At 43.4% G+C, this 21,139-nt stretch carries 19 protein-coding genes; 10 read left to right on the top strand and 9 right to left on the bottom strand.

Annotated elements, in window-relative coordinates; genetic code table 11:
* Positions 1 to 73 precede the first annotated feature (73 nt).
* From KPL72_RS08285 to amaB, 8 genes are all read right to left on the bottom strand, one after another.
* On the bottom strand, positions 74 to 1,186 hold the full coding sequence (locus KPL72_RS08285; RefSeq protein WP_212917620.1) for a branched-chain amino acid ABC transporter substrate-binding protein: 1,113 nt from the start codon (positions 1,184 to 1,186) through the stop codon (positions 74 to 76).
* Between the two features lie 476 nt (positions 1,187 to 1,662).
* Positions 1,663 to 2,853: a divergent polysaccharide deacetylase family protein gene (locus tag KPL72_RS08280; protein ID WP_346729503.1), complete on the bottom strand. Its 1,191-nt coding sequence runs from the start codon at positions 2,851 to 2,853 to the stop codon at positions 1,663 to 1,665.
* Between the two features lie 63 nt (positions 2,854 to 2,916).
* On the bottom strand, positions 2,917 to 4,203 hold the full coding sequence (locus tag KPL72_RS08275) for a S41 family peptidase (protein ID WP_219702437.1): 1,287 nt from the start codon (positions 4,201 to 4,203) through the stop codon (positions 2,917 to 2,919).
* Between the two features lie 52 nt (positions 4,204 to 4,255).
* The gene (locus KPL72_RS08270; protein ID WP_219702436.1) at positions 4,256 to 5,395 is read right to left on the bottom strand and encodes a murein hydrolase activator EnvC family protein; all 1,140 of its coding nucleotides are present in this window, start codon (positions 5,393 to 5,395) and stop codon (positions 4,256 to 4,258) included.
* A 7-nt stretch (positions 5,396 to 5,402) separates the two neighbouring features.
* The gene (gene gpmI, locus KPL72_RS08265) at positions 5,403 to 6,932 is read right to left on the bottom strand and encodes a 2,3-bisphosphoglycerate-independent phosphoglycerate mutase (protein ID WP_219702435.1); all 1,530 of its coding nucleotides are present in this window, start codon (positions 6,930 to 6,932) and stop codon (positions 5,403 to 5,405) included.
* Positions 6,933 to 7,053: 121 nt separating this feature from the next.
* The gene (locus tag KPL72_RS08260) at positions 7,054 to 7,968 is read right to left on the bottom strand and encodes a LysR substrate-binding domain-containing protein (RefSeq protein ID WP_219702434.1); all 915 of its coding nucleotides are present in this window, start codon (positions 7,966 to 7,968) and stop codon (positions 7,054 to 7,056) included.
* Between the two features lie 306 nt (positions 7,969 to 8,274).
* Positions 8,275 to 9,546 carry an NAD(P)/FAD-dependent oxidoreductase gene (locus KPL72_RS08255; protein ID WP_219702433.1) on the bottom strand — a complete coding sequence of 424 codons (1,272 nt, stop codon included), beginning with the start codon at positions 9,544 to 9,546 and terminating at the stop codon, positions 8,275 to 8,277.
* 120 nt (positions 9,547 to 9,666) lie between these two features.
* The gene (gene amaB / locus KPL72_RS08250; RefSeq protein ID WP_219702432.1) at positions 9,667 to 11,211 is read right to left on the bottom strand and encodes an L-piperidine-6-carboxylate dehydrogenase; all 1,545 of its coding nucleotides are present in this window, start codon (positions 11,209 to 11,211) and stop codon (positions 9,667 to 9,669) included.
* A 193-nt stretch (positions 11,212 to 11,404) separates the two neighbouring features.
* Between amaB and KPL72_RS08245 the strand changes: the two genes are divergently transcribed.
* The 9 genes from KPL72_RS08245 (at position 11,405) to KPL72_RS08205 (ending at position 18,641) form a co-directional block, all read left to right on the top strand.
* The gene (locus KPL72_RS08245) at positions 11,405 to 12,274 is read left to right on the top strand and encodes a LysR family transcriptional regulator (protein WP_212917613.1); all 870 of its coding nucleotides are present in this window, start codon (positions 11,405 to 11,407) and stop codon (positions 12,272 to 12,274) included.
* A gap of 96 nt (positions 12,275 to 12,370) precedes the next feature.
* A complete protein-coding gene (locus tag KPL72_RS08240) occupies positions 12,371 to 13,174 on the top strand; it encodes a DUF1338 domain-containing protein (RefSeq protein ID WP_219702431.1) in 804 nt (267 codons plus the stop codon).
* A 148-nt stretch (positions 13,175 to 13,322) separates the two neighbouring features.
* Positions 13,323 to 13,757, top strand: a complete 435-nt coding sequence (locus KPL72_RS08235) for a rhodanese-like domain-containing protein (RefSeq protein ID WP_212917611.1) — start codon at positions 13,323 to 13,325, stop codon at positions 13,755 to 13,757.
* A 10-nt stretch (positions 13,758 to 13,767) separates the two neighbouring features.
* A complete protein-coding gene (gene grxC / locus KPL72_RS08230; RefSeq protein WP_212917610.1) occupies positions 13,768 to 14,019 on the top strand; it encodes a glutaredoxin 3 in 252 nt (83 codons plus the stop codon).
* A gap of 80 nt (positions 14,020 to 14,099) precedes the next feature.
* Positions 14,100 to 14,579 (top strand): protein-export chaperone SecB, encoded by a 480-nt coding sequence (gene secB, locus KPL72_RS08225; protein WP_212917609.1) that lies wholly within the window; start codon positions 14,100 to 14,102, stop codon positions 14,577 to 14,579.
* 231 nt (positions 14,580 to 14,810) lie between these two features.
* The gene (locus KPL72_RS08220; protein ID WP_219702430.1) at positions 14,811 to 16,478 is read left to right on the top strand and encodes a COG3014 family protein; all 1,668 of its coding nucleotides are present in this window, start codon (positions 14,811 to 14,813) and stop codon (positions 16,476 to 16,478) included.
* A 54-nt stretch (positions 16,479 to 16,532) separates the two neighbouring features.
* Complete coding sequence (locus tag KPL72_RS08215) at positions 16,533 to 17,159, top strand: penicillin-binding protein activator LpoB (RefSeq protein ID WP_219702429.1); 627 nt, start codon at positions 16,533 to 16,535, stop codon at positions 17,157 to 17,159.
* A gap of 2 nt (positions 17,160 to 17,161) precedes the next feature.
* A complete protein-coding gene (locus KPL72_RS08210) occupies positions 17,162 to 18,199 on the top strand; it encodes an LPP20 family lipoprotein (protein WP_219702428.1) in 1,038 nt (345 codons plus the stop codon).
* Between the two features lie 109 nt (positions 18,200 to 18,308).
* Positions 18,309 to 18,641, top strand: a complete 333-nt coding sequence (locus KPL72_RS08205) for a PBPRA1643 family SWIM/SEC-C metal-binding motif protein (protein WP_219702427.1) — start codon at positions 18,309 to 18,311, stop codon at positions 18,639 to 18,641.
* Positions 18,642 to 18,741: 100 nt separating this feature from the next.
* Here KPL72_RS08205 and pobA read toward each other — a convergent pair whose 3' ends face one another.
* Complete coding sequence (gene pobA / locus KPL72_RS08200) at positions 18,742 to 19,944, bottom strand: 4-hydroxybenzoate 3-monooxygenase (RefSeq protein ID WP_219702426.1); 1,203 nt, start codon at positions 19,942 to 19,944, stop codon at positions 18,742 to 18,744.
* 295 nt (positions 19,945 to 20,239) lie between these two features.
* On the opposite strand from pobA, the gene KPL72_RS08195 reads away from it, so the two are divergent.
* Positions 20,240 to 21,130 carry a helix-turn-helix domain-containing protein gene (locus KPL72_RS08195; RefSeq protein ID WP_219702425.1) on the top strand — a complete coding sequence of 297 codons (891 nt, stop codon included), beginning with the start codon at positions 20,240 to 20,242 and terminating at the stop codon, positions 21,128 to 21,130.
* The last annotated feature ends 9 nt before the right edge of the window (positions 21,131 to 21,139 follow it).

The raw sequence follows: 21,139 nt of genomic DNA, 5'->3' as shown, positions 1-21,139 counted from the left end.
CATGTTTACCAGCGCAATCCTTGGCTGGTAAACATGAGTCGGTTATTACTGAAATGTAAGAACTAAATAAAAATCAGTCTACTACGTGATATTTACCTTGAGCATCCCACTCATACATAACGTAATCAGAAACAGTTAAATCGCCTTTTTCGTCGAAGTCTTTCTTACCCATTACGGTGTCAACAGAATGAGTCTTCAACCACTTAGCACCTTTGATTGGATCTAAATTGTTATTAGCTAGAGCTGCAACAGCAACTTGCATCGCAGTGTAAGAGTACAAAGTGTACCCTTCTGGCTCATAACCGCCGTCGCGGAACTCTTGGATGACTTTTTTACCAGATGGGTAAGATGTTGGTGGCGCACCAAATGTCATCAATACACCGTCTACGTATTCAGGTGAACCCGCAACTGAAACAAACTCGTCAGATACGATGCCATCACCTGAGATGAAGATTGCTTTAGAGCCTTGCTCGCGCAACTGACGAACAAGTGGGCCAGCTTCAGAGTGAAGACCACCGAAATACACAACATCCGCGTCTACAGAACGAATTTTTGTAATCAAGGCATTAAAATCTTTCTCGCCACGAGTCAAACCTTCGTACATAACTTCTTTCAAGCCGTAAGCGTTAAGCGTTGACTTCATAGCATCAGCAAGGCCTTTACCATAAGTGTCTTTATCGTGAATTACAGCAACGCGTTTTGCTTTCAATTTATCTACAATGTAGCTTGCTGCCACATCGCCTTGCTGATCATCACGACCACATACGCGGAAAACGTTTGGCAAACCTTGGTCGGTAAGTGTTGGGTTTGTTGATGCAGGCGTTACCATGATAACACCAGCTTCTTCGTAGATTTTTGAAGCAGGGATAGAAGAAGATGAACAGAAGTGTCCGATGACAGCCACAGCACCATCAGAGTCAACTAGACGGTTAGCAACCGACACGGCTTGTTTGGGCTCACAAGCATCATCTGCTTTAACAAGCTTAATCATTTCACCTTTAACACCGCCTGCAGCATTGATATCTGCAGCCGCTTTTTCAGCCCCTTTCCATAATTGCTCACCAAAAGCCGCATAAGCCCCTGTATGAGGGCCAGCAACACCGATGACTACATCTGCTTGAGCAAGTGTCGCAGCACCCGCAATAGCAAGAGAAATTAATGTTTTTCTAACAACCGCATTTGACATAAGAAAAGCCTCTACTCGTTTTGTGTTTTATCGTTATTATTCAAAAGCAAGAAGCGTTCCAACAATTAAACCCTAAAGAAAAGGCATTAATAATGGAACTTTCACAGCAACTATTCAAAAAATGTGCACCTTTATAATGCTACACATTAATATCAGACTAAACTTTGGTCAATAGTAGTGCGCATAAATAATGTAATTAGCTTGGATAAAACTCTACATTCCTAAAAAAGTGCAAAATTAATCACTGATTTTTTTTGTTTGTATGGTTTTTTCTACTTCAAAGAGAGGGCGTCGCACTAAGCAGGAGCAAAAGATTAAGAGGTCGAAATGAGAGGGCAAAAATAGATGTATAACACCCATCCTAAAAAATAACTACTTACTATAATTTAGTACAAATCAGCTGCTAATGAATTAGTGAAAAGTCGGATTTTTTATCAAAAAACTCCGACTCTATCAAAAAAAACAGAATCTCTAGGTTATTTGTCGCTGAGAGCAGGTTCTGATGGGGAAGCACTTAATAGATCAGATAGACGAACTAAGCGAACACCATCTTGCTCTAGATGATTAAGACGCTGTTTAAGATAAGCCATAGTTTCTGGATATGGATGCCCAATTGCCAGAGCGCTGCCATGCTTCCTTGCAAGCTTTACTAAACGAGAAAATTGTTTATCGATAGCTTGTTCAGTGCGAATGTTATCCAAAAAAACATCTCTACTGACTGTCTCTAAACCATAGTCTTGAGCTGTTTTTTTGGCCACACTTTTAGGACTAGTTAGACTGTCTATAAAAAACAGTGAGCGACCTTTAAGGGTTTCCATTACCCACTTCATCGAGTCTGCTTTGGTTGTTAGCAAACTGCCCATATGATTGTTGACGCCTTGTATCCCTGGTAAGCCATCCAAGTCCTTACTCAGAGTCTCTTTTAATTCATGCTCCGTCATTTTGGCATACAGTCCACCAGGACCAAGCTTCAACTCTCGCTGGTTTTCCATCGGTGCATGCAGAAGAGTAATGCGTTTTTGTTTCTGCGCCGTCAATGCCGTCTGCATAGCAAACGGTGTGCTGGGTAATATCGCCAAAGCTACCTCGGTAGGCAGCATTAACGATGAATCCATACCGTTGCGGTTATAACCCAAATCATCGATCAAAATGGCTATTCGCGGCATCTTAGGATGAACATCAACAGCTAAAATTTTAGCTGGCTCCCCTTCTTTTTTAGAGTGATTAGGCTGCTGATCTACTTTAGGAAATGATTTAAAAGGCTTTGACTCGTAATCAATAGGAGCATCTAGAAAAGGCACAATCGCCGGTGTCCATGGCTTAGCAGCTTCCAATACTGAGGAATTAGATTGAGTCGAAGTGTTCGGTGGCGTAGCACTAGAATCATCTACCGAAACAGAGTTGTTAGACGATACGGGGAAATAGGATTCTACTGGAAAGCCTGATGCTTCTGTAGGCTCTTCTTCTTGCGGTGCTAAAAGGGGCCCTAAATGCTCAGGAAGGACAACGGGTTCTTCAAAAAAAATCGCGCTATCCTCCTCTGTTACTTGCTCAGCTTCAAGGGCAAGCATCTCTACCCTATCTACAGGTACCGCTTCTGAGTCATCAAGAGTACGACTTAACTCATCCGCACACCCAGGAAGGGCGAGCAGACAAAATATAACCACTAGGAATTTCTTAAAATCAAACAAGCGCGCTTTTACCAAAAAAATATATTTATCAAAAAATTACTATTTCTGCGCTAACTTAGGCAGCGTTTTCAAAATAGTAACTGCTTGGAATAACTGAAAATCCGTTTTAGCCAACTCACCAATATCAGACTTCACATCAGCACTGGTGCGCTCTTCGCCACCCGTTCCGTTACCCAGATGTCCTTTTAACTCAGCTTCTTTAACAAAAAATTGCCCCTTATCAAAAGTCAGAGTCGCCTGTGGAACTATCAAATCAGGCGTTATTCCTTGAGCTTGGATAGAACGGCCATTGGGCGTGTAATACAAAGCCGTTGTTAATTTCACTGCGTCACCATTCGAAAGAGGGACGACGGTTTGTACAGAACCTTTACCGAATGTTTCTGTACCTAGAATCACGGCACGTTGGTGATCTTGCAAAGCGCCAGCAACAATCTCTGAGGCTGAGGCAGAACCTTCATTAACTAACACTACAACAGGCACATTATCGAATTGGGTATTTTTCTCTGTGGCAACAAACTGACTTTTAGACAATTCGTGACGACCATTTGTATACACAATCATGCCTTTATCTATAAAAGCATCCACAACCCCAACAGCACTTTGTAAAACACCACCTGGATTATTACGCAAATCTAAAACAACGCCTTGGATTTTGTCTTCTTTCTTAAGCTTATCAATGGCTTGATAAAACTCTGACGCACTATCACCTTGGAACTGGCTAATACGAAAATACGCAATACCATCACCTAACCATTTATCGGTAACACTGGTATCTTCTACTAAGCGGCGTGTTAATTCATAATGTTTAACTTCACCGTTTCGCTCAATATCCAAGGTCACTTTAGAGCCAATTTCACCACGCATTAAAGTGACAATATCTTGCATACCAAGATCCGTTATTAAGGTGTTATCAATCTTAATAATCACATCACCGGGCAAAATTCCAGCTTCTGCTGCCGCAGAACCATCAACAGGCGTCACAATAGTAAGACGTTTATCTTTCATCTCAACTTCAACACCAATGCCTGCATAGTTTCCGGATGTCAGCTCATTAAAATCGACCAATTCCGCCTTAGTAAAATATTCAGAATGTGGATCAAGCCCTGAGACCATACCTTTCAACGCTTTATGAAGAATATCTTGATCAGACATCACTTCAACATAACCTTCCCGGATTGTCTCAAAAGTTTCTACAAAAGACTGAATTTCAGCAGTAGGCAACTTTGATTTTTCCTGAGCATCCACAGGAGGCTGCGCAGAAAAAGCAGGCTGCACCAATAACACCATAAATAAAAAGGGAATTCGTTGACGCAAAATATTGATCATGTTTCTTCCTATGAATTTCTTACTGGCTTAAGGTCTAAGTATGTAAAGTAAACTACCCTGCGTTCACCCAAGAAAGTGGTTTTAATGGCGTACCATTATGTCGAATTGCAAAAAACAACGCTGGATCAGGACGACCACCAGTGCTACCAACCATAGCTATAGTATCGTTTGCCCCTACCCATTCGCCGACCTCTTTTAATAAGCTTTGGTTGTAACCGTATAATGACATGTAACCATCACCGTGGTCTAAAATAAGTAAAAATCCGAAGCCTCGCATCCAGTCAGAAAACACCACTCGACCAGAAAATATGGCATGAACAGGCTCACCTTCTTTAGCTCGCAATGTAACGCCACCTAAGTTGATACTGCCATTAGAGGATAATTCAGTCAGTGTTTTTAATGGGCGAACCAATTTGCCACGCTGTGATGAGAAAGGTACATCTTGATCAGGGATTTGTATGTCAGCAAGCGCCTCTTCAAGACGTTTCAACATATCCTGTAGGTTTTTCTGATCTTGTACTAATTGTTTAGAGCGTTTATCACCCTTAGCTAAGTCACTGTCTAACTTAGCCAATAAAGTGCGTCGATCAGCTTGTTGACCAGTAAGACGGCTACGTTCTGCTTTTAATTCGGCTTCTTCTTTGGCTTGCTGAGCTCGATGGCTACGAATGCTTTTTTCAACCAAATTCAAATCACTCACTTCGGTCACAAAGCCATTAATAAGCGACTGTCTAGCATTGGAAAAATAACGATTGTATTGCACCAAGCGCTGAGCTTCTTCAGAGCTATCACCATTCAACAATAGCTTGATACTTTCTTCATTACCGGAACGATAAACCGCCCTTAATTGGGCGGCTATTTGTTCATTTTGTTGTTGAATACTTAATTGAAGTGTTCGCTGCTGTACTCTCAATTCTCCCAGCTGCTGCTCACCTTTTTTTAAGCTTTCTTGAATGTTCTGAATTTTTTTAAGCAATTCCTGAATGTCTTTCTCTTTGACTTCAAGCTGCTTTTCCACATCAGATCGCTCCGACTTAATATCTTTCAACCAGCTATTAAGCTTTTGCAGATCTTTCTGTAAAGCCTGAATCTGCTGTTTAGCCTCCTCCGGAGTTTGTGGTTCACCTGCCGCCCAGCCGAAGCTGGACAGCAAAAACAAACTCAAAAGAAGACAACGGGATAGTAAGATCATTCTTGCCTCATGCTCGCGTCAGCAAGCTCACACCTGTCATCTCAGCAGGTTTGTCCATTCCCATCATATCTAGCAAGGTAGGTGCAAGGTCACACAATGCGCCTTCTTTAATGCCTAAACCTTGAGTTGGAGAGAACAAAACCAAAGGCACAGGTCCAATAGTATGAGACGTTAAAGGCTGAGCACCATCGTCACTTAACATTTGCTCAACGTTGCCATGATCGGCAGTAATCAAGCATTGGCCACCATTCACTTTCAAAGCTTCAATAATACGACCTAAACAAGCATCAACCGCTTCAACCGCCTTAACCGCCGCTTCGAAAATACCGCTGTGACCAACCATGTCACCGTTGGCAAAGTTACAGATAATAGTGTCGTATTTACCCGCTTCGATCACTTCAACAAGCTTGTCAGTCACTTCTGGCGCGCTCATTTCTGGTTTCAAATCGTAAGTGGCCACATTCGGTGAAGGAATCAACTCGCGCTCTTCGCCATCAAACAAGGCTTCTTCACCACCATTAAAGAAAAAGGTTACGTGAGCGTATTTTTCAGTTTCAGCAATACGTAGTTGTTTCTTACCATGCTTGGCTAGCACTTCACCCAATGTATTCGTCAAAGCAATAGGAGGAAACGCCACATCGGCTTTAATATCGGAAGCAAATTCAGTGAAGGTAACAAAAGACGCAAGTTTTGGATAAACAGCGCGTTTAAAACCATCAAAGTCAGCATCGGTGAAAGCACGAGTTAATTGACGCGCACGATCAGGACGGAAGTTAGCAAAAATAATCGCATCGCCATCTTGAACTGGTGCAGACTCACCAACGATAGTGGCTTTTACAAACTCGTCATTTTCGTCACGATCATAAGCGGCTTGAATCGCGCCCTCGGCTGTATCAGCTTGAAACTGGCCCTTGCCTAGAACGATGGCATCGTAAGCTGTTTGCACACGATCCCAACGATTATCACGGTCCATCGCATAATAACGACCAGTCAAGGTAGCTATTTTACCAACACCGAGTTCAGCAAGCTTAGCTTCCAATTCAGCTGTTGGTGTTTTAGCAGAACGAGGCGGCGTATCACGACCATCCGTAAAACCGTGAACATAAATCGCTTTCGCGCCACGTTTTGCCGCTAATTCGCACATCGCCATAATTTGCTCATGATGACTATGAACACCACCATCAGACAACAAACCTAAAATATGAACCGCTTTGCCAGCACTGACAGCTTTATCAACCGCATTAACAAGCGCTTCATTTTCAAAAAAAGAACCGTCTTCAATGGCTTTTCCGATACGAGTAAAGTTTTGGTAAACCACACGACCGGCACCTAAATTCATGTGACCTACTTCAGAATTACCCATTTGGCCTTCGGGTAAACCCACCGCAAGACCAGACGTTTTAATTAAAGTATGAGGCTGATTATTCCAAAGCGCGTCCCAGTTAGGCGTGTTTGCTGCACTAATCGCGTTGGATTTAGAAGTTTCGCTGTATCCCCATCCATCAAGGATAAAGAGGGCTGTCGTTTTTTTGTTCATGTTAATCTATCCCGTAAATTGATCATGATTATGCCTCGATACTATCACAGGCTTGTAATTTAGTTACAGACTAGCGTTCCTATTCAGACTATTAATTTCACTAATAAAGACTGTTTCACCACTAATAGGAAGCTGACAACTCATTCCGCTTTGCCAATAACCAATCTCGAAAAATCACCACCTGTTCAAGATCTGCCTTGTCGGCAGGATAAGACAAAAGATACTCATGAGGCGTCGAAACTGCTTTACCGAAAGGCGCCACCAGCTCGCTATTTTGCAAGCTGCGTTCTGCCAATATGGTCGGCATAATAGCAATGCCCATGCTGTTTTTAGCCGCTTCGAGCAACATATGAAAATGCGCGAAAGAAGCACCAGCAAAGGAACCACTTTCTAGTCCTTGTGCCACCATCCAGTCTGGCCATGCATTAATACGTGATGATAAATGTAAAAAAGGAAATGCTGTGACATCTTCAACGTTCCACGCATCAAATAACTTGTCGCCAATGCGAGCCAATAATTCCGGTGAGCAAACCGCAACCACGCTTTCTTTCATCAATTGATGAGAAATAGCACGAGGCCAATGATCGCCACCGTAGTGCAAAATAATATCGATGCTTTCAGGGTCGATCTTTGCAGCATCATCTAAGGAACGAACTTTAATTTGAAACTGCGGGTGAGCAGTTTGAAATTCAGCAAGCAGAGGCATCAACCAATAGGACGCCAAGGTGGGCAATGCAGAAATCGTTAGCGTGGTTTTTTCATCTTCTCGATGCAGCATGCGTAAACAGGCGTTTTCCATGCCATCCAGTAAGGGAACCACTTCTTTGTAATAAGCAGCGCCCGTGCCTGTTAATACCAAGCGCTTATTGAGACGAATAAATAAATCTCGCGACAAAAACTCTTCAAGGTTACGAATCTGCCGACTAACAGCACTTTGGGTAAGATGCAGCTCTTCCGCAGCCTTAGTAAAACTTAAATGCCTGACCGAAGCCTCAAAGCATTTCAACGCGGTTGACGATGGGATATAACGGCGCATGTAGGCGTTACTCAATTAGCTAAAACTGGAAGACAATAACTGTATCCTATATCTCGCTTATTCCCAACCAGTAAAATAAAAAACGCACCATAAAGATGCGTTTTAACAAGGTGATTAATCGCAGCAAACTTACTTTACTGCCAAACTAACCGAAACATTTACCATGTAGCGAACGAAGCAAAGACAAATGATGTAGCGAGCGAAGCCAAGACGAGGCAAAAACAGACGATAAAGCGGAGTTTATAGGTTATAAATGAGCATTTCGAGTCTGTTTTTAACAAAGTATTGGCGAGCGCAGTAATCATTCTAATCCAAAGCGTGCGACTGCTGACCAAGATGATAAGTATGGGCACCAACCTCATAAAACAAACGCTTCAATTCCCGAAACGAAATATCTCTAAGCACTGTCGTTGGAATCGATAGGCTTTCTCTTCGACCCGAAATCCATTCAGCCAACTCAGCACCGACCACAGTTCCTGGCCCAATACCTCGACCACTGTAACCAGCCACACTAAACAAGCCTTTTTGTAACTGCTGACAATGAGGCAAATGGTCTTCACTATAGGCAATTTTACCCGTCCAGCAATAATCCCATTCCGCCTTACTTAAGATAGGAAATAATTCGGTGACACGCTGAGTTGCCCAGTTCGACAACACGCTACCCTCGCCGCCCATACCACCAAACACTAAGCGGCCTTGTTTATCCAAGCGGAAAGAGCTCATCACGGTACAAGTATCCCAAACGCCTTCTTTGTTTGGTAAGACGCTGGCTAATTGCGTATCACTTAACGGCTTGGTCGCCAATTGTGAATAAAAGATTGGCACAAACTTACGTGCTTGTTCTTTTACACCAAATTCACTGTACGCGTTGGTCGCCAAAATGACTTTTTCAGCATGTACCTGACCCTTTTCTGTATGCAAAACCCAGCCATTTTCGGCAGGTTCTATTTTGCTTACTGGAGACTGATCAAAAAGCTTAGCGCCTTCTTTTAGCGCAGCATGGGCTAAGCCTCGAGCATACGCCAAAGGCTGAATAGTGCCGGCTCTTGGATCAAACAACGCAGAGTTAAATTTACTGGAACCAATTCGAGCTTGTGCTTCTGCCGCATCAAGCAACTGAACTGGCGCACCGCGTTTCTTCATTTGCTCATAACGGCGCTGTAATTGAGCCAAACCCGTTTTACCCACACCTGCGTGTAAGGTCCCATTACGAACTGGCTCGCACTGAATATCGTATTCTTGAATCAAGCCATATACGAAATCTGGTGCTGCCGCCAAAGCCTTATACATGACACTGCCCGCTTCAGCCCCGATGGTTTTATCCAGCTGATCCGGTTCCAGCCAAACACCTGCATTCGCCAAACCAACATTACGCCCTGATCCACCAAAGCCAACTTCTTGCGCTTCAACTACGGCAACAGAAATACCAAATTTAGCTAGATGCAACGCTGCAGAAAGGCCTGTAAAACCCGCGCCAACGATAACAACTTCAACATCAACACGCCCTTCTAAAGGCACTAATACTGGCGCATCAGGAGAACTTGCACGCCATAAAGAATTGCAGATTTTATCAGACATAAGACAGCCTCATCAGGACACTGGTCAAAACCTATAATCAAAACTAAACAGGCGAGAAAATCTCGCCTGTTACTTCTTAATTAAACGCGTTTGCTCTATAAAGCGAGCGCTTGAGTGCGGTTACTCAAATACGATACCTTGTGCAAGCGGCAAATCACCACCGTAGTTCACCGTATTTGTAGTACGACGCATGTAGTTTCTCCACGCATCAGAACCAGACTCACGACCGCCACCCGTTTCTTTCTCGCCACCAAACGCGCCGCCAATCTCAGCACCAGACGTACCAATATTAACGTTGGCAATACCACAGTCAGAACCTGCTGGAGACATAAACATCTCGGCTTCACGCATGCTTTCTGTGAAAACAGCAGAAGACAAACCTTGTGGCACTTCGTTTTGAATTTCAATCGCTTCTTCAAACGTTTTGTAAGTCAAAACATACATGATAGGCGCAAAAGTTTCTTCATGAACGATTGGCGCATCGTGAGCAATACGAACAATCGCAGGACGAACGTAGAAACCACCAGCTGGAACGCCTTCAGTGACACGTTCGCCACCGCAGATAATTTCGCCACCTTGTTTTTTCGCAGTATCTAGAGCCGCTTGCATACGGTTGAAGCTGCCTTCGTCGATTAGTGGACCAACCAAATTACCTTCAACGATTGGGCTACCAACGCGAAGCGAACCGTAAGATTTCGCTAAACGCTCAACCAAACCATCAACAATAGATTCATGAGTAATCAAACGACGTAATGTTGTACAACGCTGACCCGCCGTACCTGCCGCAGAGAAAACAATGGCACGTAGTGCAAGGTCCAAATCCGCCGTGTCAGAGACAATCATCGCGTTATTACCGCCAAGCTCTAACAAAGAACGACCTAAACGACCTGCAACTGTTTTCGCAACAGCACGACCCATTACAGTAGAACCTGTTGCAGAAACAAGTGGGAAAGTCTCGCTTGCCGCAATCGCTTCACCAAGATCGCGGTCACCAATCATTACAGACACAGCTGCTTTAGGAATATCAGGCATATCGGCAATAACGTTTTGTGCGATTTGGTACATAGCCAAGGCACACAACGGCGCTTTTTCAGAAGGTTTTAGTAGGATTGGATCTCCACAAACAAGACCCAGCATGGCATTCCAAGCCCAAACCGCCATAGGAAAGTTAAATGCTGTGATGACAGCAACAGGACCTAGTGGATGCCATTGCTCCATCATACGATGTCCAGGACGCTCAGACACGATAGACAAACCATGCAACATACGAGATTGACCTACCGCGAAATCACATACGTCGATCCATTCTTGTACTTCACCCAAAGCTTCAGGAACAATTTTACCGGCTTCCAAAGAAATCACTTGCGCCAACTCATTTTTGTACTTGCGCGCTTCATCACCAATACGACGAACCAATTCACCGCGACGTGGCGCAGGAATAGTACGCAATACTTTAAATGCATCTTTTAGTTCGGCATTTACTTTGTCTAGCTGCGAAGGTGTCGCATTGTTAAACGTAGACAGTGTCGCACCATCAATTGGGCTGTGAGCTGAAAAAGTACTGCCTTCGCCCAAAGCAACTGTGTTGCCTGTTAATACGCTGTAAAACGTATCGCCTTGTTTCAGGGTATTTATACCCAATGTTTCTAAGCAAGTAAGTGACATATGAACCTCTAAGATTTATGTATGTATAAATTTAACTTCCACCACCATAACTAGCTCAGACTAGAATGAGAAATACCGTTTTCCTGCTAGTGGTCTAGTTTTTACCTATAGCTAGATAATCCACCTATAGGTATATTAGAAAGGAACATAAAATCAATCTTCACAAAAGCCGACTTATAGAAAGAGCATACAGATGGACATCCGATCATTACGTTACTTTATTGCCGTTTACGAAGAACGCAGTCTAAGCGCCGCCGCTAAACGTTGCTTTGTAGCGCAACCTTCCATATCGACAACAGTCGCGCAATTAGAAGATGACCTAGGCACAAAACTCTTTGTTCGCCATTCAAAAGGCGTATCACCAACTGATAGCGGTTCACAACTTTATCCCCATGCTTGCAAAATGGTCAGTGACCTTAGCGCGATGCGCAGCTTATTTACCGACACACCCGCACCGCTTGCTCTATCTATCTCATTAACGCCCTTTTTGTCTGGCGCGTTAATCAGTCAAGTGATCAAAACCATGCTCGATGAAGTTCATGGGCTTACTTTAAAACTCGTCGATGAATCAGAAAGTGCCGATTTGCGTTTTACTTGTCATCGTTACACCGGTGAAGAAGACGTGTTTTATCCCCTTTGGGAAGATGACTATGTGATCGCCATGCCATTAGATCATTGGTTGGCAGATTTTCCTTCGTTATCAATTAAACAAATTGACAAGCAACCCTTTATTTCCCGAACGCCATGCGACATTTTGGAATCTTGGAACTACTTAATGCAAAAACAAGAACTCACCACAGACGTTCGCGCTCAAGTAAAAACTGAAGAGTACGCATTAGATTTGGTTGCTGCTGGATTAGGGATTTCACTTATTCCAGAACACTCCTCACGAGGCCGAAACGACCTGTGTTTGCGGCCATTGAACGATGTGAAATTAAAACGCGTGGTGGGTTTGGCTCATAAGAAAGAACGCAGCTTTCCAGCTCATCTAATCAATACCATTCTAACTGCCAAGCAACAATTACTGGTCAATAAGAATCCGCCAGAAATGAGACTCGCATAACTTTTATGCATCACAACGTGCATTTTTACCTTTTGCGTTTCGACTAATTACTGCACTAAAGTAACTCAATCGACCTAACACACTGCAGGAAACCTTATGACACCAAATGATTTTTTCACATCCTTGTGGGATCACTACACAGTCATCACACCACAGGCCCAGCGCATTCAACAATTATTTAAGAGCCATGGCGAAAATGTACTTAATGATCATGTGGCCTTTCGTACCTTTAATAACTCGCCTATTTCGTTAGAAAAACTGGAACCTCAACTAGAAGCTATTGGTTATAAAGCCTATGGTGCATTCCGTTTTGAAAGCAAACACCTTAAAGCTCGCTGCTACAAACACCAAACAGATGTAGATTCACCAAAGATCTTTTTGTCTGAACTGTTGGTAGAAGAACTGCCTGCGAACTGCCAGGACATCATCGGCAAGTTCATTGCGCAAATTCCAGCTGATGCTGTGCAAACACCAGCTATTTTTTGGGCAGGTAAATTATGGGAAACACCAACGGAAGCTGAATATCTTGCTTTAGCAGAGCACAGCGAATATGCCGCTTGGTTATCGACCATGGGGCTGCAAGCTAACCACTTCACAGTCAGCATCAATCACTTGAAGAAATTCCCAACCATTGAAGAAGTGAACACAATGCTGCAAAACGAAGGTTACGCATTAAACCTTATTGGTGGTTTAGTAAAAGGTTCGCCTGAGTCTTTCTTGGAGCAGTCTTCCACTATGGCCGACAAAGTCGACTTCACCTTTGCCGATGGTAAACAAAAAACCATTCCAAGCTGCTTTTATGAATTTGCTCGTCGCCACACCATGCCAGACGGTGTGCTGTTCGATAGTTTCATCGAAGGCAACGCAGATAAGATCTTTGATTCAACCAGCGCTAAATGAAGAGTAAATAAATCGAAATAATAGAACGAGCCCAAGTGGCTCGTTTTTTTTCGGACTAATCTGGTCTTCCGAGCATCATATATTTGTCACCTAGCGCTTGTAGTATGTACCGATTCGGCTGGCCGTGTATAATGCTGGCAGTTTAAATATGGGCCTTACGATTATGATGAACCAACTTATTGAATTTTCTATCAACCACTGGGAAATGGTCGCTGTATTTTTAGCGATTCTTGCCACACTACTTTTCGTTGAAAGCAAAGGCGGCGCACAAGGGCTTACACCTTCAGCTGCGACTAACCTAATGAACAGCGAAGATGCGGTTGTTGTCGATATCCGTCCAGAGAAAGAATTCAGCACGGGCCACATTACAGGCGCACTGAATATTCCTGCGACTAAGATGAAAGACAGCATGAACCGCCTTGAGAAACACAAAGACGCCCCAATTATCATAGTTTGCAAATCTGGTGTAACGTCTGGCGCAAGCGCGAAAGACCTTAAAAAAGCTGGCTTTGGTAAAGTTTACAAACTTCAAGGTGGCATTGCAGAATGGCAATCATCTAACCTGCCACTGGTTAAAGGATAAGAGAAAAATTATGGCTACTGTCACTATCTATTCGAGCGATTACTGTCCGTTTTGCGTTAGAGCAAAACAATTGTTAACGGCAAAAAATGTTGCCTTTAATGAAATCCGTGTAGACGGAGAACGTGAATTACGACAAGAAATGATGGAGAAAAGTGGCCGCCACACCGTTCCACAAATTTGGATTGGTGAACAACATGTTGGTGGATGCGACGATCTTTACGCCCTTGAACGCGAACAAAAATTGGATGCCTTACTTGCATAAAGATCGGCACCCAATAACCGCACGGCATAAATGAGCGATGCATTCATCACTTTTATAAATTATTAAAAAAAGGAACCAAGATGTCCGATACAGCTGAAACACCAGAAGCACAAGCACAAGAAGCGCAGACACCACAACTTTCCATGCAACGTGTATTTTTGAAAGATATTTCTTTTGAATCGCCACGTTCACCAATGATTTTCCAAGAAGAATGGAAACCAGAAGTTGGCTTAGAGCTAAATACTAAGAGCCGCCAAGTGGGTGAAAACGTATACGAAGTTGTTTTGGAAATAACCGTAACGGTTAAGAACAATGGCAATACAGGCTATTTAGTTCAAGTTCAACAAGGCGGTTTGTTTGTTATTTCTGGTCTTGATGACCAACAACTACACCATGCTTTGGGTGCGTTCTGCCCTGCAACAATCTTCCCTTACGCTCGTGAAAACATCGATGCGATTGTAGTAAAAGGCAGCTTCCCAGCGATTATGCTTGCTCCAATCAATTTTGATGCGCTTTATATTGAAAGCCTACAAAAACAACAAGCTGAAACGACTCAGTAATCATTGTTGAATGATAAAAGCAACGAAGAGTAACGAAAAAAGGAAGCTGCGCGCTTCCTTTTTTATTGCATAATGGTAGCGTTCAACTTTTAGTATTGGAAGCTGTGATGAAAAAGAAAAAAAAACCATGTCCAAATTGCCTTAGAGCCCGCTGGTTAATACTCTATCTTGGCTGTTTTGCTCTATTCGCGATACTCTTTGCTAATCAGTTTTTAGAAAAAGGAATGTAAAGTGAAGTGGGCATTTCTTTTGATGAGTATCTATTTGTTAGCTGGCTGCGCAACCTATAAACAAGATATAGATGCAGGCTTAAGCTTAGCAAAAGAAGGCGAATGGAAAAAAGCCGAAGATAAACTCGAAGACGTTTTGGACAGCTCGCAAGACAAACTACTTTATTATATGGAAATCGGCGCTCTCGCCCAGAACCAAGGTGATTTTGAGCGCAGTAACGAATTGCTAGAACAAGCTGAAAGATTAAGCGATACCTTCTTGCCCGAAAACTTTTCTAATCGCTCTTGGGCATTGCTAAGCAACCCAAGACAAAGCGACTACCGCGGTAACGGCATAGAACGCGTTTACATCAGCTATCTCAAATCAATGAACTACATCGCCCTCGCAGAAAAAGAAAACAATACTATTAAAAAGCGCGAGCTTAACGATGCGGCTTTAGTTGAAATGCGGCGTATTGACATCAAACTCAATGAAATCCGAGCGCAAACGCCTAGTTACCAAGATCTTAATGCCAAAGAAAACCAAGCCTTTTATATGAAAGCACTAAGCTGGTTAGGCGATTTTTATAGCGGTGGGCGAGATACTGACAAGTTCCTCTATCGCGATGATGCATGGGCACGCTACATGGAAGGGCTGCAATACGAGATGAATGGCGAAATAGATGATGCTCGTATCAGCTATGAAAAAGCGGCCAACTTGTATGAAGACGGTTATACCAAACAATATGATTTATCGAGTACGACGGCGGATCGTGCTTGGTTAGATGCTATTCGCATGATGCAAAAAGGCGGTTTTAGCCAGAGCGAGATAGAAGAAAAGATCAAAGCAAAACTGTCTCCAGCTATGCAAGAAACACTCAAGCAATATCACAAAGGCGATGCGGAATTAGTCGTTTTAGAACATCAGGGCTTCATTCCTGACAAAAAAGAAATGACAGTATTGTTATACGCAGACCCTCGCGCTTATTCCTTGGTATTACAGCCTCTTCATGGCGGCGGCAACGCAGAAGAAAACGATGCATTTCGTTGGTTTACCATGACTTATGCTGATATCAACCCACTCAACCTAATTGCCAATTATAAAGCAGGTGGCGCATGGGGAACCTTCTCAGGCATTTTCACCAAACGAGTCATTCTTGGTAAAGCAGCTTGGAAACAACTTAGCGACGTCAAAATCGACAAATTGCTAACTGAACAAAGCATCCGCGTTACTGTACCTTATTATGGCCGCTTCACATTAGATCAACATCAGCCAACATTGCTGATTAATAGTCCGGCAATCGCTCCTTTTAATAACAGTTTACGCATGACATCTCTTGCTGATATCGCTTTTCAGGAACAACTGGCGCAAGCACAACGAGACATTTATGAAGGCTTGGTAAGAGAACTTTTGCGCAGCTGGTTGTCGTATCAGGTTTCGTCAAATGTGCAGGATCAAAATGTCTCTTTGCTGTTAAACCTAATTGGACAAGTCGCAGTCTTTGCCTCATCCGCGGCAGATACACGTAACTGGCTGACTCTACCAGCACAAGTCAGACTAACCCGTGAACCATTAGCTCCTGGCGAATACTCGCCAGATTACAGAGTGAATAACAAAACTTTCTCGCTCGGCAAGGTCAACTTAGAAGCCAATAAAATTAAACTTTGGAATCTACGCAACCCCTATTAAATTGATTACACTAACGGCTTAGCATCAAGCTAAAACGGACATAAGGAAAATATTATGCACATCGGCAAACTTAAACAGTCTAATTTGATCTCTGTATCGTGGAAGGGAATTGTTGCTCTATCCATGGCTGTGTTATTAACTGCTTGTTCTGGCAGCGTAAAGCGCCTAGACACGAATGAAGACGTTATGCTGTCTGACCGTTGGAATGACACTGACTCACGCCTAGTGGCTGAAGAAATGATGGGCGACATGCTAACCTTCCCATGGTTCCGTGATTACAACTTCAGCAAGAAAGGTAATCCAACTGTTATCGTACAGAGTATCCGTAACAAAACATCTGAGCATATTCCTGTTGACACCTTCATTAACGACATCAAACGCAGCTTATTACGTGCCGGTAAAGTCGATTTTGTTGTTTCTGGTGCAGAACGTGATGACGTCCGTACTGAACGAGAAGAGCAAGAGCTTAATGCTGCACCAGATACGGTTGCTAAATTTGGTCTAGAGCAAGGCGCTGGTTTCGCTCTATCTGGCACTATTAACTCAATCGTTGACTCCAATGGCGACCAACGCGTGAGCTTCTACCAAGTCGACCTTAAGTTGATTGATATGACGACCAACCGTGAAGTTTGGAACGGTCAGAAGAAAATCAAAAAATTGGCTGACAAAGGCTTTTTCTAACCATGAAATTCTCTGCTGTGCCTACACCGCTCAACTGGGTAATGATAACGGCTATATTGCTCAGCTTAACTGGGTGCTTTGGCTCTAATACTAAGTCTGGCCAATCGACGGTGGGTCAATCAATGGAAGGGATGCCCGACTGGGTATCCTCTCCGCCGCAGGACAGCACACATTTGTATGGTGTTGGTAGCGCACCTCGCATTGAAAACATTGCCTTGGCGTTCACTCAAGCCGAACAAAACGGCAATGTTCAAATCGCGCAGCAGCTTCGTACTCAGGTGAGTCAGGTAAATACACAAGACACCCAAGTTCGATCTGGACAAGGCACAGAGCAAGTTTCAAAGACACAAACCGCCTATACGCAAGTGACTACGTCACCCATAGAACTAGAACAAGCCATCAATCAGCGGCGTTTTGCTGACAAGAACTACGTTTATGCGCTGCAATCTATTGATCGTAGCCGCATTGTCGCGAAGCTAAAGATCGCCATTAACGACACCGACGATGCGATCCGCAAACGGGCCGCTTTATTGAGTAAGACTGAGTATCCTGCACCGCAAGATTGGCAAACTTACATGCAGCTCATCCCGTATTTTGCTCAACGCAAATCCTATGAAGATGAGCTCAGCCTTTATTCAACCGCACACACAGCAGCAGGCAAAGCGGATACAGACATTCAAGACATAGAGCAGCGCCTTAACCTAGCACTTAGCAACTATGGCTTTGATGTTTCCTCAACCAAGCAAGCGGACAGCTTAGCCAGTGCTCTTTCGCATTTTGGCCTGACACCTAAAAGTGACTCCCTGTTCAAACTTAATAGCCGAACAGCGCAACATCATGAAACCCAAGATGGACGCTTTTATGCATTTGAAGACGGTACACTGGAACTCATCGATCCAACAGGTTCACGCCTTGCCTCTTGGACAGTCAGCGCCAGAGGGATAGCAAAAACCCTGCAAAGCGCCCAAGAAAAAGCGACCATTAACTGGTCAAATCAAGCAATTGAAGCCATGTTCACTTGGTTAACACGCTTAGATTAAGACCTTTCAGTAGCATTAAAGATACGCGCTAACCACTCTAAATTCTGTTAGACTGCACTACATTGAGCCACTCGCTGTGAGTAGGTTTTACATATCATTAGGAACACCAGTGTCAAAATTTTTTTATCGTGGTAGACCCGATATCATGGGTAAGCATAATCTAGGCAATTATCAGCCTAAGCCTAAAGTGAAATCTGGAAGCGAAGAAAATCCGCTCATTTTGCAAGTACAAACGCCAGAGCGTGAGAGTGAAATAAGCGCCATATTGATCGCTAACGATTTATTCGGAACCATTAGCATTAACAGTGAGATGCCTGAGGATATTACGCCTCTGGACATTCTACTCAATAAACCTGTTACTCAAATTGTTGAAAAAACACCGCAACGTAACGACCCTTGTTCATGTGGAAGTAATAAAAAATACAAAAAATGCTGCGGCTAAAATACTAAGCTCATTAGCATCACTAGGTTCTAACAAGCGAAAATAGCGGTAATCTAATTAGATTACCGCTATTTTTTCATCACAAACTAGCCGTTATCCGTTAAGCAAGATCTTCATAAGGCAAACCGACATATTGCATGGCAATAATACGGCGCCCTTCTTCATTGTCCGTGTAAAAACCCAGTTCAGAACTCATGAATTTGTCATGCGTTGCAGCGTCAGTGTCATGCACATCGCCCTGTCCAAAGTCATGCAACATGCTGGTCATCCACCATGAAAAACGTTCTCCGTGCCAAACACGACGCAAACAAATATCTGAATACTGAGCAATACAGTCTTTGTCGCCTTCTTTGTAGACCCGCGTCAGCACCTTATACAAGGTAGCTACATCAGAAGCCGCTAAATTTAAACCTTTCGCGCCTGTTGGTGGCACGATATGCGCCGCATCACCAACCAAAAATAAATTACCGTATTGCATCGGCTCACAAACAAAGGAACGCAACGGCGCAATACTCTTTTCAATACTTGGCCCAGTCACTAATTTCGCAGCGACATCGTCTGGCAGACGGCGTTTTAATTCTGTCCAAAAATCATCATCGCTCCAGTCTTCTACCTTGTCAGTCAGAGGAACCTGAAGGTAATAACGAGAGCGAGTCGCAGAACGCATGCTGGTCATAGCAAAACCACGGTCAGTTTTACAGTAAATTAATTCGTCGTTAACTGGCGGAGTATCAGACAAAACACCTAGCCAACCGAACGGATAAACGCGCTCAAACTCTTTACGAGACGACTCTGGAATGCTTTGACGTGATACGCCATGGAAGCCATCACAACCCGCGATGTAGTCGCAATCCAATCTGTGCTGTTCACCATTCTGCTCAAAGGTGACATAAGGAGTATCGCTTTTCACATCATGCAGAACCACGTTACTGGATTCATAATACGTGGTTAAACCAGCACCAACGCGGGCTTCCATCAAATCACGTGTCACTTCTGTTTGACCATACACCATCACCGTACTGCCGCCAGTGAGCTTTTCTAATTCAATCTTCACACGTTTGTTGTTAAACGCTAACTCAACGCCGTGATGCACTTGGCCTTCACGATCCATGCGCTCACCAACACCGGCTTCACGCAGCAAATCCGTCATACCTTGCTCAAGGACACCGGCGCGAATTCGACCAAGAATGTACTCACCAGACACTCGCTCAATGATGATATTGTCGATGCCTTGTTTTGCTAACAGTTGCCCCAGTAATAGACCCGATGGACCTGCACCAATAATCGCTACTTGTGTTTTCATGTTTCTCTCCAATTTATTGTTATTTTTTCGACGTTGAGTCAGTGATCAACGTGCTAGTAACAACATGATGGAAGATAAATAGAAAATACGTTAGGTGATTTATGATCAAAAAATTGTACTTTTTGATCATAATTGATTTTTAAAGTCGGCAACTAAAACTTGATTTAAAATGACTTTTTGGTTCTTTTCGCTTATAAAAACCTATAAAAATAGGTTTACTTGTACATTCTAGTTTTATAGAAAGTAACAACTAAAAAAGTACATTTTGTAACTTATAAAAAATAAGAAGAGCGACATGCAGAAACCTAATATCCCTCACTTTGGACTTTATGGCGAATCCAGCTGGATCAATGACCCAGAGTTTTTCCATATTGAAGACATAGAATCCCGCAGCGGCGGCTTGGGCTGGAAAATTAATCCGCATCGTCATGCGCAACTTTTTCAGATTCTAATTTTAAAATCTGGTGAGGCCAAAGTTCAGCTAGACGACCAACAACAAAAGCTACAAGGCGCGTGGGCGATCATTGTTCCTGCTGGTGTAGTGCATGGTTTTCGCTTCGCTCCGGATACCGATGGCCGAGTAATAAGCATTGCCGAACCCTTACTTGAAGATGCCTATCAAGAAAAAGCAGCAAAGTTTATCCAGCCGCTGCTAAGTCAGGCTTGTTACATAGATTTTAATGGCCATCGCAGTATGTTTTCGGAGCTTTGGCCGTTAATACAACAACTTGAAAGTGAGTCTTCATTAATACGCGAAGGTCGAGCTTTAATGAGCGAATACCTCATTAAAGCTATTTTGCTGCTGCTATACCGCCAACACATCAATGGTGAAACGAATATCGCCAGTAAAACCGAAAACAGTCACGCTCACCAACTCAAAGAATTAATAGAGAAACACTACCGGGAACATTGGAGTAGTCATCAATACGCTGATGCATTAGGCACATCCACCAGCCGTTTGAATCGGCTCAGTAAAACCACGTTTAACCAAAGCATATTGGATTTAATTCATGATCGAGTTTTGTTAGAAGCCAAGCGCAGTCTTATCTATACCGTGCGCTCCGTCGAGGAAATCAGCTACGACTTAGGCTTTAAAGATCCGGGGTATTTTTCACGCTTTTTCAAACGATCTACCGGCATACCGCCGGGGAAGTTTAGAGTCCTGAGTAATCAACCATCCATTTGATGAATTTAT

The sequence above is a fragment of the Marinomonas lutimaris genome (genome assembly GCF_019426345.1).
Lineage (GTDB): Bacteria > Pseudomonadota > Gammaproteobacteria > Pseudomonadales > Marinomonadaceae > Marinomonas > Marinomonas lutimaris.
This window is presented reverse-complemented; position numbering and strand designations above follow the sequence as displayed.

Coding starts and splice junctions, on each gene's coding strand:
- KPL72_RS08285 (WP_212917620.1), bottom strand. CDS start 1,186: ATGTCAAATGCGGTTGTTAGAAAAACATTAATTTCTCTTGCTATTGCG.
- KPL72_RS08275 (WP_219702437.1), bottom strand. CDS start 4,203: ATGATCAATATTTTGCGTCAACGAATTCCCTTTTTATTTATGGTGTTA.
- KPL72_RS08270 (WP_219702436.1), bottom strand. CDS start 5,395: ATGATCTTACTATCCCGTTGTCTTCTTTTGAGTTTGTTTTTGCTGTCC.
- gpmI (WP_219702435.1), bottom strand. CDS start 6,932: ATGAACAAAAAAACGACAGCCCTCTTTATCCTTGATGGATGGGGATAC.
- KPL72_RS08260 (WP_219702434.1), bottom strand. CDS start 7,968: ATGCGCCGTTATATCCCATCGTCAACCGCGTTGAAATGCTTTGAGGCT.
- KPL72_RS08255 (WP_219702433.1), bottom strand. CDS start 9,546: ATGTCTGATAAAATCTGCAATTCTTTATGGCGTGCAAGTTCTCCTGAT.
- amaB (WP_219702432.1), bottom strand. CDS start 11,211: ATGTCACTTACTTGCTTAGAAACATTGGGTATAAATACCCTGAAACAA.
- KPL72_RS08245 (WP_212917613.1), top strand. CDS start 11,405: ATGGACATCCGATCATTACGTTACTTTATTGCCGTTTACGAAGAACGC.
- KPL72_RS08240 (WP_219702431.1), top strand. CDS start 12,371: ATGACACCAAATGATTTTTTCACATCCTTGTGGGATCACTACACAGTC.
- KPL72_RS08235 (WP_212917611.1), top strand. CDS start 13,323: ATGGGCCTTACGATTATGATGAACCAACTTATTGAATTTTCTATCAAC.
- grxC (WP_212917610.1), top strand. CDS start 13,768: ATGGCTACTGTCACTATCTATTCGAGCGATTACTGTCCGTTTTGCGTT.
- secB (WP_212917609.1), top strand. CDS start 14,100: ATGTCCGATACAGCTGAAACACCAGAAGCACAAGCACAAGAAGCGCAG.
- KPL72_RS08215 (WP_219702429.1), top strand. CDS start 16,533: ATGCACATCGGCAAACTTAAACAGTCTAATTTGATCTCTGTATCGTGG.
- KPL72_RS08210 (WP_219702428.1), top strand. CDS start 17,162: ATGAAATTCTCTGCTGTGCCTACACCGCTCAACTGGGTAATGATAACG.
- pobA (WP_219702426.1), bottom strand. CDS start 19,944: ATGAAAACACAAGTAGCGATTATTGGTGCAGGTCCATCGGGTCTATTA.
- KPL72_RS08195 (WP_219702425.1), top strand. CDS start 20,240: ATGCAGAAACCTAATATCCCTCACTTTGGACTTTATGGCGAATCCAGC.